Origin of the sequence: [Eubacterium] eligens ATCC 27750, assembly GCF_000146185.1 — a bacterium.
Classification (GTDB): Bacteria; Bacillota; Clostridia; order Lachnospirales; family Lachnospiraceae; genus Lachnospira; species Lachnospira eligens.
The window spans coordinates 2,013,724-2,027,500 of the sequence record NC_012778.1 but is presented as its reverse complement, the minus strand read 5'-3'; the positions used below and the strand labels follow the sequence as shown (position 1 = coordinate 2,027,500).

Below are 13,777 nucleotides of genomic sequence, written 5' to 3'. Positions count from 1 at the left end.
GCTGGAAGGTTAAGAGGAGATGTTAGCCGCAAGGTGAAGCATTGAATTTAAGCCCCAGTAAACGGCGGCCGTAACTATAACGGTCCTAAGGTAGCGAAATTCCTTGTCGGGTAAGTTCCGACCCGCACGAAAGGCGTAATGATTTGGGCACTGTCTCGACAATGCACCCGGTGAAATTGAAATACCAGTGAAGATGCTGGTTACCTGCGCCAGGACGGAAAGACCCCATGGAGCTTTACTCTAGCTTGATACTGGGGTTCGGTATTGCATGTACAGGATAGGTGGGAGACTGAGAAGATGTGTCGCCAGATGCATCAGAGTCGATGTTGGGATACCACCCCTGCAGTACTGGGCTTCTAACCTGCAGCCGTGACCCGGCTGGGGGACAATGTCTGGTGGGGAGTTTGACTGGGGCGGTCGCCTCCGAAAGAGTATCGGAGGCGCTCAAAGGTTCCCTCAGAATGGTTGGAAACCATTCGAAGAGCGCAAAGGCAGAAGGGAGCTTGACTGCGACACCGACGGGTGGAGCAGGTACGAAAGTAGGACTTAGTGATCCGGTGGTATGAAAGTGGGATTGCCATCGCTCAACGGATAAAAGCTACCCTGGGGATAACAGGCTTATCACTCCCAAGAGTTCACATCGACGGAGTGGTTTGGCACCTCGATGTCGGCTCATCGCATCCTGGGGCTGTAGTAGGTCTCAAGGGTTGGGCTGTTCGCCCATTAAAGCGGTACGCGAGCTGGGTTCAGAACGTCGTGAGACAGTTCGGTCCCTATCCGGCGTGGGCGTAGGATATCTGAGAGGAGCTGTCCTTAGTACGAGAGGACCGGGATGGACTGACCTCTGGTGCACCGGTTGCATTGCCAAATGCATAGCCGGGTAGCCAAGTCGGGACGGGATAAACGCTGAAGGCATCTAAGCGTGAAGCCCCCCTCAAGATGAGATATCCCATAACATAAGTTAGTAAGACCCCTTGAAGACGACGAGGTAGATAGGCAGAAGGTGGAAGTGTGGTGACATATGGAGCTGATTTGTACTAATAGGTCGAGGGCTTAACCAAGAGAAAAGGTTAAGACGGTTTGGATAGAACAAAGAGAGTTATTCTTAAGAGTAATCGGATGAAAAATATTTGCAAAGACAGATACGATATGATATATTTAATGTGCAGTTTTGAAGGAGCAATCCTTTTAAAAGTAAGCTGCTATGTGGCTTACATTTTTTCACATAATGGAAACATTAGTGATAATCCTCGATAGCTCAATGGTAGAGCACTCGGCTGTTAACCGAGTTGTTGTAGGTTCGAGCCCTACTCGGGGAGCTAAGAATAAGTGGCATGCACTTGCCCATGAATTCTTTATTACGGCTCCATGGTCAAGCGGTTAAGACACCACCCTTTCACGGTGGTATCAGGGGTTCAAATCCCCTTGGAGTCATTTATTAATAATAAGGCGACATAGCCAAGTGGTAAGGCGTGGGTCTGCAACACCCTGATCACCAGTTCGAATCTGGTTGTCGCCTCTTAAAGCTTTAATCCGAATGGGTTAAAGCTTTTTTTTCGATTTTTTTGAGAATTGGGACAGATTGTAAAATGAGAATATTAATATTTGTGACAAGACAGTTATGTTATAACAGCGGAAGATATTTTGCAGAAAAAATCATTGAAGCATTGCAAAATTATGGGTGTCAGTGTGAATTTTGTGAAATCCCAGAATATTCAATACCATCAGCAGGAACAGAAATTGCACAACCAGCATCAATAAATTCAGATAAAATAATTGAACGGTCGGCAGAAGATTTGTTACAAAGGTATGTGAATAAAAAATTTGATGCCATAATAGATTTCAACTCGAAATTACCCAGGCTAATAATGGATGATGATAGTTATTATCTGGATAACATTGATGCACCATTTTATAATTTTATATTGGATCATCCGTTGTATCATCACACAACTTTATCGTGTCGGCTGAATAATTATTATGTGTTTTCTGTAGACGGGAATCATTGCGAATATATAAAAAAATATTATCCATGGATTAAGGATGCGTATCAGATTAATCTTGGAGCTGAACATGTGTGTACATCAGATATAAATAAGAAAGAAAAAAACATATTATTTATGGGGACATTCAGAAAACCAGATGTGTATATGAAACACATATTGAGATGTGGAATCAGAGAGAAAAATGATATGTTGTCAATGATAGACAGAATTATGAATAATGAAGAATTAAGTATAGAAGATTCTATCAATATAGAGCCTAAAGCTGAACTGTTAAATAAATATTATCTTGTAGAAATGTATATAAGAAATTATTATAGAAAGAAATTGATAGATACGCTGGCTGATAACGGTTTCCCTTTAAAAATTGCAGGTGAATGGTGGGAAAAATATGATAAGTCATGTAAGAAAAATGTAAAAATAATTAAACCCGTATCGTTTGAGAAATCATTTGAAATAATCGCACAAAGCAGAGTGTTAGCAGACTCATCACCTTTTTTTAAAATGGGAGTGCATGACAGGATATATGCAGGAATGGCTAATAATACTGTAGTCATGACAGATTCTAATAAATATAGAATGAATATTTTAGATAATGTAGCAGAAATGTATAGTATTAATGATGTTGATGATATATGCGCAAAAGCAGATAAATTGTTGAATGATACAGCATATTATGAAAATATGGTATACAGAGCTCATGAAGAATACAAAAAAAATTACACATGGAATAATGTTGGAGAGAGAATTATAAAACATTTTCTTTCTGAATAATAATATGTATGTTATAATTAACTGAAATGTGCAGTAGGGAGGAATTTAATGATTAGATTAAAAAAAAGCAGAGTGTTTGCAATTCTATGTTTTACTGCAATGGCTCTGGGGGCATGTGGAAAAAGGACAGAAGCTGTAATTAGTGATGGAGAGGATATTACAGAAGCTGGTACAGAATATCCTACATTGGAAGAAAGTCATGAAGATATATTTACATATAAAGATTTGAAAATAGGGAATATAACATATCTTATGTCAGAAGATCAAGTGAAATCTATATTTGGAAAGCCGTCTGAGGAGACAGAAAATAATAATGAAAAGATTTATTCTTATAATGAAATGTCGATTGGTTTTGAAAAACTAGATGACAATAACAGACCTGATTCAAATGGTACATATAAGGTCACACAGGCAGCATCAATAAAGAACAATGATAAATTTTCCCGAAATATGAATGTCGGGGATTCTGTAGATGATATATTAAAAGCATATTACAGAGACAACGATTATCAAAATCATTTGTATATGTCAGAGGACAAAACACTGACTTATGGTAAATTCATTTATGGTGATTTTACAATGGCGGAGTTGGATAAAATTAATACAAAAGATGCAATTGCCTATGGATTGGTTAATTATAATGGCTACAGTAGTCTGGAGACAGCAAAGAGCTATAATATAGAATTTACATATTTTGATAGCAAATATAAAGGCGACAGAGCATCTGTTGATGATGATTTTGCAACAATTAATTTTGAAGTTGACAATAATGGTAAAATTACAGCTATTTCATGGTTTTATTATCCAGAACAGAAATAAAGGAGAGGAAGGATTATTATGAAGAAATTTGCAAGATGTTTATTGATACTTATTTTGGTCGTTATTCTAAGCGTAGTTGGCGGATATTTTTATGAGGATAGTACAATAACACCAATGTATGAGTCTGTATCAAAAATTTATGTGGTTCCGGGAAGTGACAGTGAGGCATCAATAAGGGCGAAGGATGGCGGTCTTAATAAGGATTTTATGATAATTTTTTCAAGTAATGTTGTTATTGAAGCTGCTCAGAGGATTGCTGGTACATCGGAGGATATTTCTGAATATCTTACTGTTACATCTCCAGCAGATAGTAACATTGTAGAATTAAAGGTTATCAATCCGGACCAGAATACTGCTAAAACATATGTAGATGCGATAGCAAAGACTGCTGTTAAGACAACAACAATAATTCCAGTTGAGTCAATGCAGATTTTGTCTGAAGGAACAAGCACAGGTAACGCATTTAAACCAAATTTGTATAGAAATACAGTTATAATTGCTGGTATGGCAAGTGCAGTATGTATATTTATTGAACTTGTTGTGTGCCTTATATTATGCGCATTTAAGAAAAAAGAGGATCACAGTGATGATGAGTATGAATATGAAGCAAGATTTGGAAGATATGTTTATCCAAGGCAGGAGTTAATTGATTCAGAACAGCACAGATTACCACACGACAATACCAAGAAGGCTGGTACGGATGATATTTTAGCAGCATTTGATGACGATGACGATGATGATGACAATATAGATTTTCTTACTAAAAATGCGGTTGATAAGCATGACGAAACTTTTAAAAAGGAAGCAGCTGTTGCAAGAGAGTCCGAGTCTGAGCCAATATTAAATCAGGAAATAAAGATTGAGTCAGAGACCGTTAGTAAACAGGAAGCACCAATAAAGGTAGAGTATGAATCAGAAGTAAAGGAAGAAGCAGAGCCTGAGCCAGAGGCAGAACCGGAAGTGCAGGTGGAAGCAGAACCTGAGCCAGAGGCAGAACCGGAAGTGCAGGAAGAAGCAGAGCCGGAGCCAGAGGCAGAACCGGAAGTGCAGGAAGAAGCAGAGCCGGAGCCAGAGGCAGAACCGGAAGTGCAGGTGGAAGCAGAACCTGAGCCAGAGGCAGAACCGGAAGTGCAGGAAGAAGCAGAGCCGGAGCCAGAGGCAGAACCAGAAGTGCAAGTGGAAGCAGAGCCTGAGATAGAAGCAGAACCAGAAGTGCAAGTGGAAGCAGAGCCTGAGATAGAAGCAGAACCAGAAGTACAGGAAGAAGCAGAGCCGGAGCCAGAGGCAGAACCGGAAGTGCAGGAAGAAGCAGAGCCGGAGCCAGAGGCAGAACCGGAAGTGCAGGTGGAAGCAGAGCCGGAGATAGAAGCAGAACCAGAAGTACAGGCAGAAGCAGAGCCAGATGAGGCAGAAGATGTGATTGCAAAAGCATTTGCAGTACAATCAGAGGAAGATGTCGTAGAACCAGAGCCATTTATAGAACCAGAACCTGTATTTAATGTAAAGATTCTCGGAAGAATAGTAAAGTAATATATAGGGGAGGAGGAATACAGGATGTTTAGTGTTAATATTGATAAGATTGTTGATATGACTGATAATGAAAGAAAATGTTATGAAGAACTGGTAAAGACTCTTAAATCTGAGTTGGGAACAAGCAAGTGTCTGGCTGTTACAAAAGATGGACTGAGTGCATTTAAAATTGCATATAGTTTTGTTGCAACGGGTGAGAAGGTATTGTTTATAGATGCAGATATTATGTCTGAGATTTTCCTTGGGAAATACAAACTTGGTAAAAATCTTAAAGGTGTTGCAGACTTTATGCGTAATCCAGAAAAGCAAAATGATCTTATATGTAAAACCAATAATGCAGATATGGACATTATATTTACAGGTGTTTTAGATGATGGTGTTATATCTGAAGATGAAGAAGAAATGATGAAGAAGCTTATATTTATCTATTCAGCGGATTATGACAGGATTGTAATGAGTTCAGATGAAGAGGGAAGAATAGCTAAATACTGCGATGGAACAGTCATTATCTACAACGAAAGTGAATTCGGTGAATATGCAGCACAGAATTACAAAAATGAGTTGGAAAGTAATAAATGTAATGTGTTAGGTGTGGTAATTAATGAATAATGTTGATAAGTTTATTAAATTAGTGCATGAATGTGATAATATTGTTTTTTTCGGTGGGGCGGGAGTATCTACAGAGAGTGGGATTCCTGATTTCAGAAGTCCGGACGGATTATATAACCAGAAATACAAATATCCACCAGAAACGATTATCAGTCATTCTTTTTACCAGAGATATCCAGAGGAATTCTATAGATTTTACAAGGATAAAATGCTTTATCCTGACGCAAAGCCTGGAATTACACATCTGGCATTGGCAAAGCTTGAAAAAGAAGGAAAGCTGAAAGCAGTTGTTACACAAAATATTGACGGACTTCATCAGAAAGCTGGAAGCAGCAATGTAATTGAACTGCATGGATCAGTGCTTAGAAATTATTGTGAAAGATGTCATAAGTTCTATGGTATCGATAAGATAATTAATTCTGAAGGCATTCCAATGTGTGACTGCGGTGGAAGGATAAAACCTGATGTTGTATTGTATGAAGAAGGCCTTGATGATAACAATGTAACAAATGCTGTGAATTGTATAAAACAAGCAGATATGCTTATAGTCGGCGGTACATCTCTTGGTGTATATCCAGCGGCAGGACTTATAGATTATTATAGGGGAGACAAGCTTGTTCTTATTAATAAGTCAGCAACACCTTATGACAACAGGGCTGATATTCTTATAAATGCACCACTTGCAGATGTATTTAAGAATTTTATGTGATTAATATATAACGGAGATTGTGAATGGCGGGTATTATTCCATACGAACCTGGTGATATTGTAGAAATGAAAAAAAAGCACCCATGTGGAAGCAGCGAATGGGAAATTCTTAAGGCTGGTGCAGACATTAAAATGAAGTGCATGGGTTGCGGTCATGAAGTTATTATTAAAAGATCACTGGTACAAAAAAATACAAAAAAATTAAAAAAGGCTTGTAATTAACTTCTGGATATGATAAGATTTTGTCTTGTGATATATTTTTAATCCTTGTTCCTTCATTTACATTTATATGTATAAGGATAGAAGGGACCAAAAGACCAGAAGGAGGTGCGACGTAGATGAATAAGTATGAATTAGCATTAGTTGTTAGCGCAAACGTCGAGGATGAAGTAAGAACAGCTACTATCGAGAAGGTTAATGAGTTAATTACTCGTTTCGGTGGTACTATTACAGATCCAGGCACAAGCGAGAAGAAGAAGCTTGCATACGATATCCAGCATATGAGCGAAGGATTCTATAGTTTCATTAAGTTTGAAGCAGAAGCTGCTGCTCCAGCTGAGATTGAAAGCAGAATCCGTATCATGGATAATGTATTAAGATTCTTAATCGTTAAAGACGGAGAGTAATTTATTAATCCCGATTTTTAAAGATGACGTTTGACTTGCAACTCTTTATAGAAGAGGAGATAAAGTATGAACAAAGTTATTTTAATGGGAAGATTGACAAGAGAACCAGATGTAAGATATTCACAGAATGCAGAAGGTTCTATGGCAGTTGCCAGATATACATTGGCTGTAGACAGAAGACGTGGAAGAAACAGTGATAATGAGCAGTCTGCTGATTTCATAAGCTGTGTTGCTTTTGGAAGATCAGGAGAATTCGCTGAGAAGTATCTTCATCAGGGAACAAAGATTGTTGTTACTGGCAGAATCCAGACAGGTAGTTATACTAACAAAGATGGTCAGAGAGTTTATACAACCGATGTAGTTGTTGAAGAACAGGAATTTGCAGAAAGCAAATCCGCAGCAGCAGGTAATGGAGGAGACTCTAATTATGCTGCGTACACACCATCAAGACCAGAACCAAGCCAGGCGGCTGGAGATGGATTTATGGCTATTCCTGACGGAGTAGATGATGAGGGTTTGCCTTTCAACTAAGATAGGAGGTAAAAACCATGCCAGATAAGAAGGCTGAGAGACCAGAGGGTCAGATGAGAAGAAGACCAATGCGTAGAAGAAAGAAAGTTTGCGCATTTTGTGCAGATGCCAACAAGGTATTAGATTATAAGGATGTTGCTACACTTAAGCATTATGTTTCTGAGAGAGGAAAGATTCTTCCAAGAAGAATTACAGGAAACTGTGCAAAGCATCAGAGAGCTCTTACTGTAGCTGTTAAGAGAGCAAGACATGTAGCTCTTCTTCCATATTCAGTAGACTAATATATATTAAGAATACGAGCCGTAGCAGGTTTCCCTGCTACGGCTTTTTTTGTAAGCAGTGAGCCGTGCAATCCAGAATGTGCTTGCACAGATTCTGGATTATACGGCGAGCGCCAATAATGAACAACGAAGGTCGAAGACCGGGAGTTGTGAATTATCAAGGCTCGGGAGTAGCGAAGCTACGGAGAGACTTGGCTTACAAAGTATGCTGCCCGCAGCAGTGAGCCGTGCAATCCAGAATGTGCTTGCACAAAGTATGCTTGTAGTATATTTGTATACATGATATAATTATTCTAATTCGATTATGGAGATGGGTATTATGCCAGATAATAAAAATGGGAAAAAAGCATTTAAATATAGTGGACTTTTAAGGTCTTTTTTTGCATGGCCTTTGTATATTGGTGCAATTCTGATTATAATATGTACTGTTATGTTCTGCATTAATGTTATGGCAGCAACAATTATAAGTATTTTTATGGTTATATATCTGCTGGCGTGCGGATTGATGTATTTCTACTTAAGACCAAGAATAATGTATGGAATGGTTGAATTTGCAGCCAATTATTCTCAGGTTCAGAAGCAGCTTTTATATAATCTGAGTGTGCCATACTGCCTTTTGGATAATAATGGAAATGTTATGTGGACTAATAAGGCAATGCAGGACTGCATAGGAATTAAGAAGGATTTCAGAAAGAATATCAATACTGTTCTTCCAGAAGTTACACCAAGTATATTTCCAGATAGTGAGATTGGATTTAAGGAGATACGACTTACATTTCAGGACAGGGATTATAAGGCTGAATTAAAGAATATTGACGCAGATTCTATAGCAGAGGGTGTTGATATAATAGAGAAAAGCATGGATTCTTCAATGTATGTAATGTATCTTTTTGATGAGACTGATATTAATACATATATACAGAAGTTAAAGGATGAAAGATTCGTTGTGGGACTTGTGTATATAGATAATTATGAGGAAGCCCTTGATAGTACTGACGATGTAAGAAGGTCGCTTCTTGCAGGTCTTATTGATAAGAGGGTTAATAAGTATTTTTCTCCGGGTTCAGCAATTGTAAGAAAACTGGAGAAGGATAAATATATTGTTGTTTTCAGATATAATTTCTTAGAGAAGCTTATGCAGGACAGATTCAGCCTGCTTGAAGAGATTAAGAGCATTAAGATTGGTAATGAGATGACTCTTACACTCAGCATGGGTATAGGAACGGGTTCGGCAGAGTATTCTAAGAATTATGATGTGGCTAAGGCAGCGATGGATCTTGCTCTTGGACGAGGAGGAGACCAGGCGGTAGTCAAGGATGGTGAGAAGATTCTTTATTATGGTGGCAAGAGTCAGCAGATGGAGAAGAATACAAGAGTTAAGGTGCGTGTTAAAGCTCATGCATTAAGACAGATTCTTGATAATAACAGTAATGTGCTTGTTATGGGACATACACTTGCGGATATTGATGCATTTGGTTCAGCTCTGGGTATATATGTTATTGCTAAGAAGCTTGGCAAGGAGGCACATATTGTTCTTGGAGAGGTTACAAGCAGCGTACGGCCTTTTGTGAACAGATTCATAGGCAAGGAAGAGTATCCGGATGATATGTTTATAAAGCCAGAGGATGCGTCTTCCAGAATAAATGCATCAACAGTAGTTATTGTTGTTGATGTTAACAGACCACAGAGAACAGAGTGTCCAGAGCTTCTTGAAAAATGCAAGACAGTTGTTGTATTTGATCACCACAGAAGACAGAGTGACACAATAACAGGAGCAGTTCTTTCGTATGTCGACCCATATGCGTCATCTGCCAGTGAGATGATTACAGAGATGATACAGTATGTTGATGACAATATTAAGCTTAAAGCATTTGAGGCAGATGCACTTTATGCCGGAATTAATATTGATACTGACGGATTTAACAGTAAGTCAGGACCAAGAACTTTTGAGGCAGCAGCATTCTTAAGAAGACATGGTGCAGATGTAACAAGAGTAAGAAAAATGCTTCGAAGTAATATGAATGAATATAAGGAGATTGCAAAGGCTGTAAGCCGTGTGGAGATTTATAAGGACGCATTTGCAATATCAATATTTAATGGCGATGGAATTGACACACCAACTGTTGGCGGTGCCAAGACAGCCAATGATTTGCTTGATATATCTGGAATCAAGGCGTCTTTTGTTATCACTCCTTACGAGGATAAGATATATGTGAGTGCAAGGTCTATAGATGAGGTTAATGTACAGCTTGTTATGGAAAAGCTGGGCGGAGGTGGTCATATGAGTATTGCAGGAGCTCAGCTTACAGATTGTACAATTGATCAGGCAGTTAATAAAATTAAGCTTACACTTGATAATATGATTAAGGATGGTGAAATTTAATGGATGTTATTTTATTAGAGGATGTTAAGACATTAGGAAAAAAGGGACAGATTGTTAAGATTAATGACGGTTATGCAAGAAATTATGTGCTTCCAAAGAAGCTTGGAATTGAGGCAACAGCAAAGAATCTTAATGACCTTAAGTTAGCCAGGAAGAGAGAAGAAAAAGAGGCAGCAGAAGAGCTTGCAGCAGCAAAGGAGCTTGCGGCTAAGATTAAAGAGTGCACAGTTACTGTTTCCATGAAAACAGGCGAAGGTGGAAGAACATTTGGAACTGTTTCAACTAAGGAAGTTGCAGAAGAAGCTAAGAAGCAGTTAGGTCTTGATATTGACAAGAAGAAAATGAAGCTTGATGTGCCAATTAAGGCTTTAGGTAATTACATTATCCAGATAAAGCTTCATAAAGATGTAACAGCTGAGCTGACTGTTAAGGTTGTTGAGAAATAAATATATAAGATACATTTGTAAGAAGGGGAATTACTATGGATGAGTCAGTGGTAACACGGGTGATGCCTAACAGCATTGAAGCTGAGCAGTCTGTTGTTGGTTCAATGATTCTGGACAGACAGGCAATTATAACTGCCGCTGAAATCTTAAGGCAGGATGATTTCTACTACAGGCAGTATGGAACTATGTTCCAGACGATGGTAGACATGAATAACGAGGGAAAACCTGTAGATATAGTTACTCTGCAGGCAAGATTGAAGGAGACAGATGTACCGGCTGAAGTCTATAGTATAGAGTTTGTAAGAGAACTGTTATCATCAGTGCCAACATCGGCTAATATAAGACAGTATGCGGGTATTGTTAAGGAAAAAGCAGTACTCAGGAATATCATAAGAGTTAATGATGATATTGCCAATCAGTGTTATGCGGGCAAGGAAAAGACTGAAGATATACTTGCTGATACTGAAAAGAAGATATTTGAGCTTGTTAAGAATAAGGGTGGAAAGGAATATACACCTATTGATAAGGTTGTTCTTGAGGCACTTGACAGAATATCTGCGGCAGCAAAGACTAAAGGTGCTGTAACAGGTGTTCCTACAGGGTTCAAGGACTTAGATACTTATCTGTCAGGTCTGCAGCCGTCAGATTTTATTCTTGTTGCAGCCAGACCTTCAATGGGTAAGACCGCATTTGTCCTTAATGTTGCTGAAAATGTAGCTATCAAGCAGCAGATTACAACAGTTGTATTCAGCTTGGAGATGTCTAATGTCCAGCTTGTAAATCGTATGTTATCACTTGAATCAACAGTGGATGCGGACAAGATAAGAAAAGGACATCTGGATTCTAATGACTGGGGCAAGCTTATAGAGGGTGCGGACAGCATTGCCAAGTCGAAGCTTATAATTGATGATACGCCGGGTATCTCAATCGCAGAATTACGTAGTAAATGCAGGAAATACAAGATGGAGAATAATCTTGGACTTATTATTATCGATTACCTCCAGCTTATGAGTGGCAGTGGAAGCGGACGTTCTGAGGGAAGACAGCAGGAAGTATCTGACATATCCAGAGCGTTAAAGGCACTTGCGAGAGAGTTAAATGTACCAGTAGTAACACTTTCACAGTTAAGCCGTGCAGTAGAGCAGAGACCAGACCACAGACCTATGCTTTCGGATCTTCGAGAGTCAGGAGCTATCGAGCAGGATGCCGACGTTGTTATGTTCCTTTACAGAGATGATTATTACAATAAGGATACAGAGCAGAAGGGTATTGCAGAGATTATTATTGCCAAGCAGCGTAACGGTCCTATTGGAACTGTTAAGATGGCATGGCTGCCGGAACAGACAAGATTTGCAGATCTTTCAAGAGACTTAAGACAGTAATTGAACATGCAAAAAAAACCCCGAATCAGTATTAAACTGGTCCGGGGTTTTATGTAAGTACCGTTCAGGTACATTGAACACCATCTGGTGAACATTAATCTGTATCTTGTTCAGACTACTGTGGGTTAGGAGCGCCAACTGGACATGTTCCAGCACAAGCACCACAATCAACACAAACATCAGCGTTGATTTCGTAATGAGCAGCACCCTCGCTGATTGCTTCAACAGGACATCCTGCTGCACAAGCACCACAACTGATACAATCATCATTAATTACATATGCCATAGTATATATCCTCCTTAATAATCTCTTTATTAACTGCTTTGGCAGTCGCTTTAGTGATATTATACGATAGCCTTTGATAAAATTCAATATGAATTTTTATCAATAAAATACATTATTGCTGTTAGGTATAACTAACTTGAGATAGAATAGTAAAGCAAAATTAGTGTATTATTGACATTTATCCGGGGCAATATTATAGTAGGTATGTTGAGCGGTACAAAAGTACCGATAATATTAACCTAATAACAGGAGGTCAGTATGACAAGAATTACTAAGGACACTACAATTGGAGAAGCTCTTCAGATAGATGCAGGAATTATACCTATTCTTATGGGAATTGGTATGCATTGTGTTGGATGCCCATCATCAGCAGGCGAGACATTAGAGGAAGCTGCTATGGTTCATGGTATTGATCCAGATATGCTTATTGAGGAGATTCAGAATTATCTTCAGTCTATTGGATAAATACAGACAATGAGTGATAATAACAGAGCCGGAGCATTAGATTTAATTGCTCCGGCTCTGTTATTATAGTCTGCTTAGAATATGAATGGCATGTTCTTTTACAATACATTCACAATGCTCTGAAAAGAAACCTGTATAATTATCGAATGCAGCTTCTTTATTACCATATTCAGAAAGAATGTTGCATACTTTATTAAAATCTTTAGAAGATGTTTTGTTTTTGGAAATTGTGAGATAATAACGCTTATCAGATGGATTCTTATAAACAGAGTTATTATCGTGGTAAAAGCGGTTAATTATCCGGGCAGCACTACTGATATCATCAAGTGAACCGAATGAAAACACTCTGACAATATGGCTGGATGCTTCTTTAACAGTAGGTTTGTTTTCTGAGGTGTCAGACTCACCGGATTTTTTGCCGGAAGTTTCTTTATTATTAAAATACTCCTTAACACGGTCTAATATATTCATAAGATTATCTTCTGAAATGTTATTATCTTCCTCAGTAGCGGCGCTTTCTTCATCAAGTTCTTCGTTAGCTTTAGGAGGAGAATAGGATGAGTAGCCGTTGCTTTCAATTGTCTCTATATCATCAAAATCAAAGCCGTCATCATCATCAGAATCTGACGGTGAGAAACGGGAAAAACGGGTATCAAGTTCTTCAGGATTATCAACTTTAGTAACAATAAGAACAATACATTCTGCTGAAACAGGAATTGCCTCTATCATTAAAGGAGTGTCCTCTGCTTCAAAGCCTAATTCATACGATGCCTGCTGCATCATATCACGAAAAAGTTCTTTCGCTTTATCGCTGCCATAGGCAAGCTCGTTGATTTTCAAATGTCTTGAAGCCAGATCGGACTTGTTAAGTGTGCATCTGATCTGATTTTCATTAAGTCTTTCTATTTTCATAAGCCACCTCTGACTAAATTTG

At 38.6% G+C, this 13,777-nt stretch carries 15 protein-coding genes, 3 tRNA genes and 1 rRNA gene (1 of these 19 cut by a window edge); 17 read left to right on the top strand and 2 right to left on the bottom strand.

Annotation, left to right across the window (positions count from 1 at the left end; genetic code table 11):
• The 16 genes from EUBELI_RS09450 to dnaB form a co-directional block, all read left to right on the top strand.
• Positions 1–1,061, top strand: a 23S ribosomal RNA gene (locus EUBELI_RS09450) (it extends 1,827 nt beyond the left edge of the window).
• A 186-nt stretch (positions 1,062–1,247) separates the two neighbouring features.
• A tRNA-Asn gene (locus EUBELI_RS09445) sits at positions 1,248–1,319 on the top strand.
• 43 nt (positions 1,320–1,362) lie between these two features.
• Positions 1,363–1,434: transfer RNA gene (locus EUBELI_RS09440), tRNA-Glu, on the top strand.
• A 14-nt stretch (positions 1,435–1,448) separates the two neighbouring features.
• Positions 1,449–1,519 (top strand) — tRNA-Cys (locus EUBELI_RS09435).
• Between the two features lie 70 nt (positions 1,520–1,589).
• Positions 1,590–2,777 (top strand): glycosyltransferase, encoded by a 1,188-nt coding sequence (locus tag EUBELI_RS09430; RefSeq protein WP_012740183.1) that lies wholly within the window; start codon positions 1,590–1,592, stop codon positions 2,775–2,777.
• A 48-nt stretch (positions 2,778–2,825) separates the two neighbouring features.
• Positions 2,826–3,596 carry a hypothetical protein gene (locus EUBELI_RS09425; protein ID WP_012740182.1) on the top strand — a complete coding sequence of 257 codons (771 nt, stop codon included), beginning with the start codon at positions 2,826–2,828 and terminating at the stop codon, positions 3,594–3,596.
• Positions 3,597–3,614: 18 nt separating this feature from the next.
• The gene (locus EUBELI_RS13720) at positions 3,615–5,126 is read left to right on the top strand and encodes a YveK family protein (protein ID WP_012740181.1); all 1,512 of its coding nucleotides are present in this window, start codon (positions 3,615–3,617) and stop codon (positions 5,124–5,126) included.
• Between the two features lie 24 nt (positions 5,127–5,150).
• Positions 5,151–5,735, top strand: a complete 585-nt coding sequence (locus EUBELI_RS09415) for a non-specific protein-tyrosine kinase (protein ID WP_012740180.1) — start codon at positions 5,151–5,153, stop codon at positions 5,733–5,735.
• On the top strand, positions 5,728–6,444 hold the full coding sequence (locus tag EUBELI_RS09410; RefSeq protein ID WP_012740179.1) for an NAD-dependent protein deacylase: 717 nt from the start codon (positions 5,728–5,730) through the stop codon (positions 6,442–6,444). The genes EUBELI_RS09415 and EUBELI_RS09410 overlap by 8 nt, the downstream gene beginning before the upstream one ends.
• 23 nt (positions 6,445–6,467) lie before the next feature.
• Entirely contained in the window at positions 6,468–6,665 is a 198-nt protein-coding gene (locus EUBELI_RS09405) for a DUF951 domain-containing protein (protein ID WP_012740178.1), read from the top strand.
• 116 nt (positions 6,666–6,781) lie between these two features.
• Positions 6,782–7,069 carry a 30S ribosomal protein S6 gene (rpsF, locus tag EUBELI_RS09400; RefSeq protein ID WP_012740177.1) on the top strand — a complete coding sequence of 96 codons (288 nt, stop codon included), beginning with the start codon at positions 6,782–6,784 and terminating at the stop codon, positions 7,067–7,069.
• 66 nt (positions 7,070–7,135) lie between these two features.
• Entirely contained in the window at positions 7,136–7,600 is a 465-nt protein-coding gene (locus tag EUBELI_RS09395) for a single-stranded DNA-binding protein (protein WP_012740176.1), read from the top strand.
• A gap of 17 nt (positions 7,601–7,617) precedes the next feature.
• The gene (rpsR, locus tag EUBELI_RS09390) at positions 7,618–7,881 is read left to right on the top strand and encodes a 30S ribosomal protein S18 (RefSeq protein WP_012740175.1); all 264 of its coding nucleotides are present in this window, start codon (positions 7,618–7,620) and stop codon (positions 7,879–7,881) included.
• A 319-nt stretch (positions 7,882–8,200) separates the two neighbouring features.
• Positions 8,201–10,264: a DHH family phosphoesterase gene (locus EUBELI_RS09385; protein ID WP_041688305.1), complete on the top strand. Its 2,064-nt coding sequence runs from the start codon at positions 8,201–8,203 to the stop codon at positions 10,262–10,264.
• Positions 10,264–10,710 carry a 50S ribosomal protein L9 gene (gene rplI, locus EUBELI_RS09380; RefSeq protein WP_012740172.1) on the top strand — a complete coding sequence of 149 codons (447 nt, stop codon included), beginning with the start codon at positions 10,264–10,266 and terminating at the stop codon, positions 10,708–10,710. Before EUBELI_RS09385 ends, rplI begins: the two co-directional genes overlap by 1 nt.
• A 35-nt stretch (positions 10,711–10,745) precedes the next feature.
• A complete protein-coding gene (gene dnaB, locus EUBELI_RS09375; RefSeq protein WP_012740171.1) occupies positions 10,746–12,092 on the top strand; it encodes a replicative DNA helicase in 1,347 nt (448 codons plus the stop codon).
• 115 nt (positions 12,093–12,207) lie between these two features.
• On the opposite strand, the gene EUBELI_RS09370 is transcribed toward dnaB, so the two are convergent.
• Entirely contained in the window at positions 12,208–12,378 is a 171-nt protein-coding gene (locus EUBELI_RS09370; RefSeq protein ID WP_012740170.1) for a DUF362 domain-containing protein, read from the bottom strand.
• Positions 12,379–12,636: 258 nt separating this feature from the next.
• Here EUBELI_RS09370 and EUBELI_RS09365 point away from each other — a divergent pair, with 258 nt between their 5' ends.
• A complete protein-coding gene (locus tag EUBELI_RS09365; RefSeq protein ID WP_012740169.1) occupies positions 12,637–12,843 on the top strand; it encodes a DUF1858 domain-containing protein in 207 nt (68 codons plus the stop codon).
• Positions 12,844–12,906: 63 nt separating this feature from the next.
• On the opposite strand, the gene EUBELI_RS09360 is transcribed toward EUBELI_RS09365, so the two are convergent.
• The gene (locus EUBELI_RS09360; protein ID WP_012740168.1) at positions 12,907–13,755 is read right to left on the bottom strand and encodes an adaptor protein MecA; all 849 of its coding nucleotides are present in this window, start codon (positions 13,753–13,755) and stop codon (positions 12,907–12,909) included.
• Positions 13,756–13,777 lie beyond the last annotated feature (22 nt).

Bases quoted from the DNA above. Each gene is read 5' to 3' on its own strand.
- EUBELI_RS09385 (WP_041688305.1), top strand. From the start codon at position 8,201: ATGCCAGATAATAAAAATGGGAAAAAAGCATTTAAATATAGTGGACTT.
- EUBELI_RS09430 (WP_012740183.1), top strand. From the start codon at position 1,590: ATGAGAATATTAATATTTGTGACAAGACAGTTATGTTATAACAGCGGA.
- dnaB (WP_012740171.1), top strand. From the start codon at position 10,746: ATGGATGAGTCAGTGGTAACACGGGTGATGCCTAACAGCATTGAAGCT.
- EUBELI_RS09395 (WP_012740176.1), top strand. From the start codon at position 7,136: ATGAACAAAGTTATTTTAATGGGAAGATTGACAAGAGAACCAGATGTA.
- EUBELI_RS09370 (WP_012740170.1), bottom strand. From the start codon at position 12,378: ATGGCATATGTAATTAATGATGATTGTATCAGTTGTGGTGCTTGTGCA.
- EUBELI_RS09410 (WP_012740179.1), top strand. From the start codon at position 5,728: ATGAATAATGTTGATAAGTTTATTAAATTAGTGCATGAATGTGATAAT.
- EUBELI_RS09425 (WP_012740182.1), top strand. From the start codon at position 2,826: ATGATTAGATTAAAAAAAAGCAGAGTGTTTGCAATTCTATGTTTTACT.
- rpsF (WP_012740177.1), top strand. From the start codon at position 6,782: ATGAATAAGTATGAATTAGCATTAGTTGTTAGCGCAAACGTCGAGGAT.
- rpsR (WP_012740175.1), top strand. From the start codon at position 7,618: ATGCCAGATAAGAAGGCTGAGAGACCAGAGGGTCAGATGAGAAGAAGA.
- EUBELI_RS13720 (WP_012740181.1), top strand. From the start codon at position 3,615: ATGAAGAAATTTGCAAGATGTTTATTGATACTTATTTTGGTCGTTATT.
- EUBELI_RS09360 (WP_012740168.1), bottom strand. From the start codon at position 13,755: ATGAAAATAGAAAGACTTAATGAAAATCAGATCAGATGCACACTTAAC.
- EUBELI_RS09405 (WP_012740178.1), top strand. From the start codon at position 6,468: ATGGCGGGTATTATTCCATACGAACCTGGTGATATTGTAGAAATGAAA.
- EUBELI_RS09415 (WP_012740180.1), top strand. From the start codon at position 5,151: ATGTTTAGTGTTAATATTGATAAGATTGTTGATATGACTGATAATGAA.
- EUBELI_RS09365 (WP_012740169.1), top strand. From the start codon at position 12,637: ATGACAAGAATTACTAAGGACACTACAATTGGAGAAGCTCTTCAGATA.
- rplI (WP_012740172.1), top strand. From the start codon at position 10,264: ATGGATGTTATTTTATTAGAGGATGTTAAGACATTAGGAAAAAAGGGA.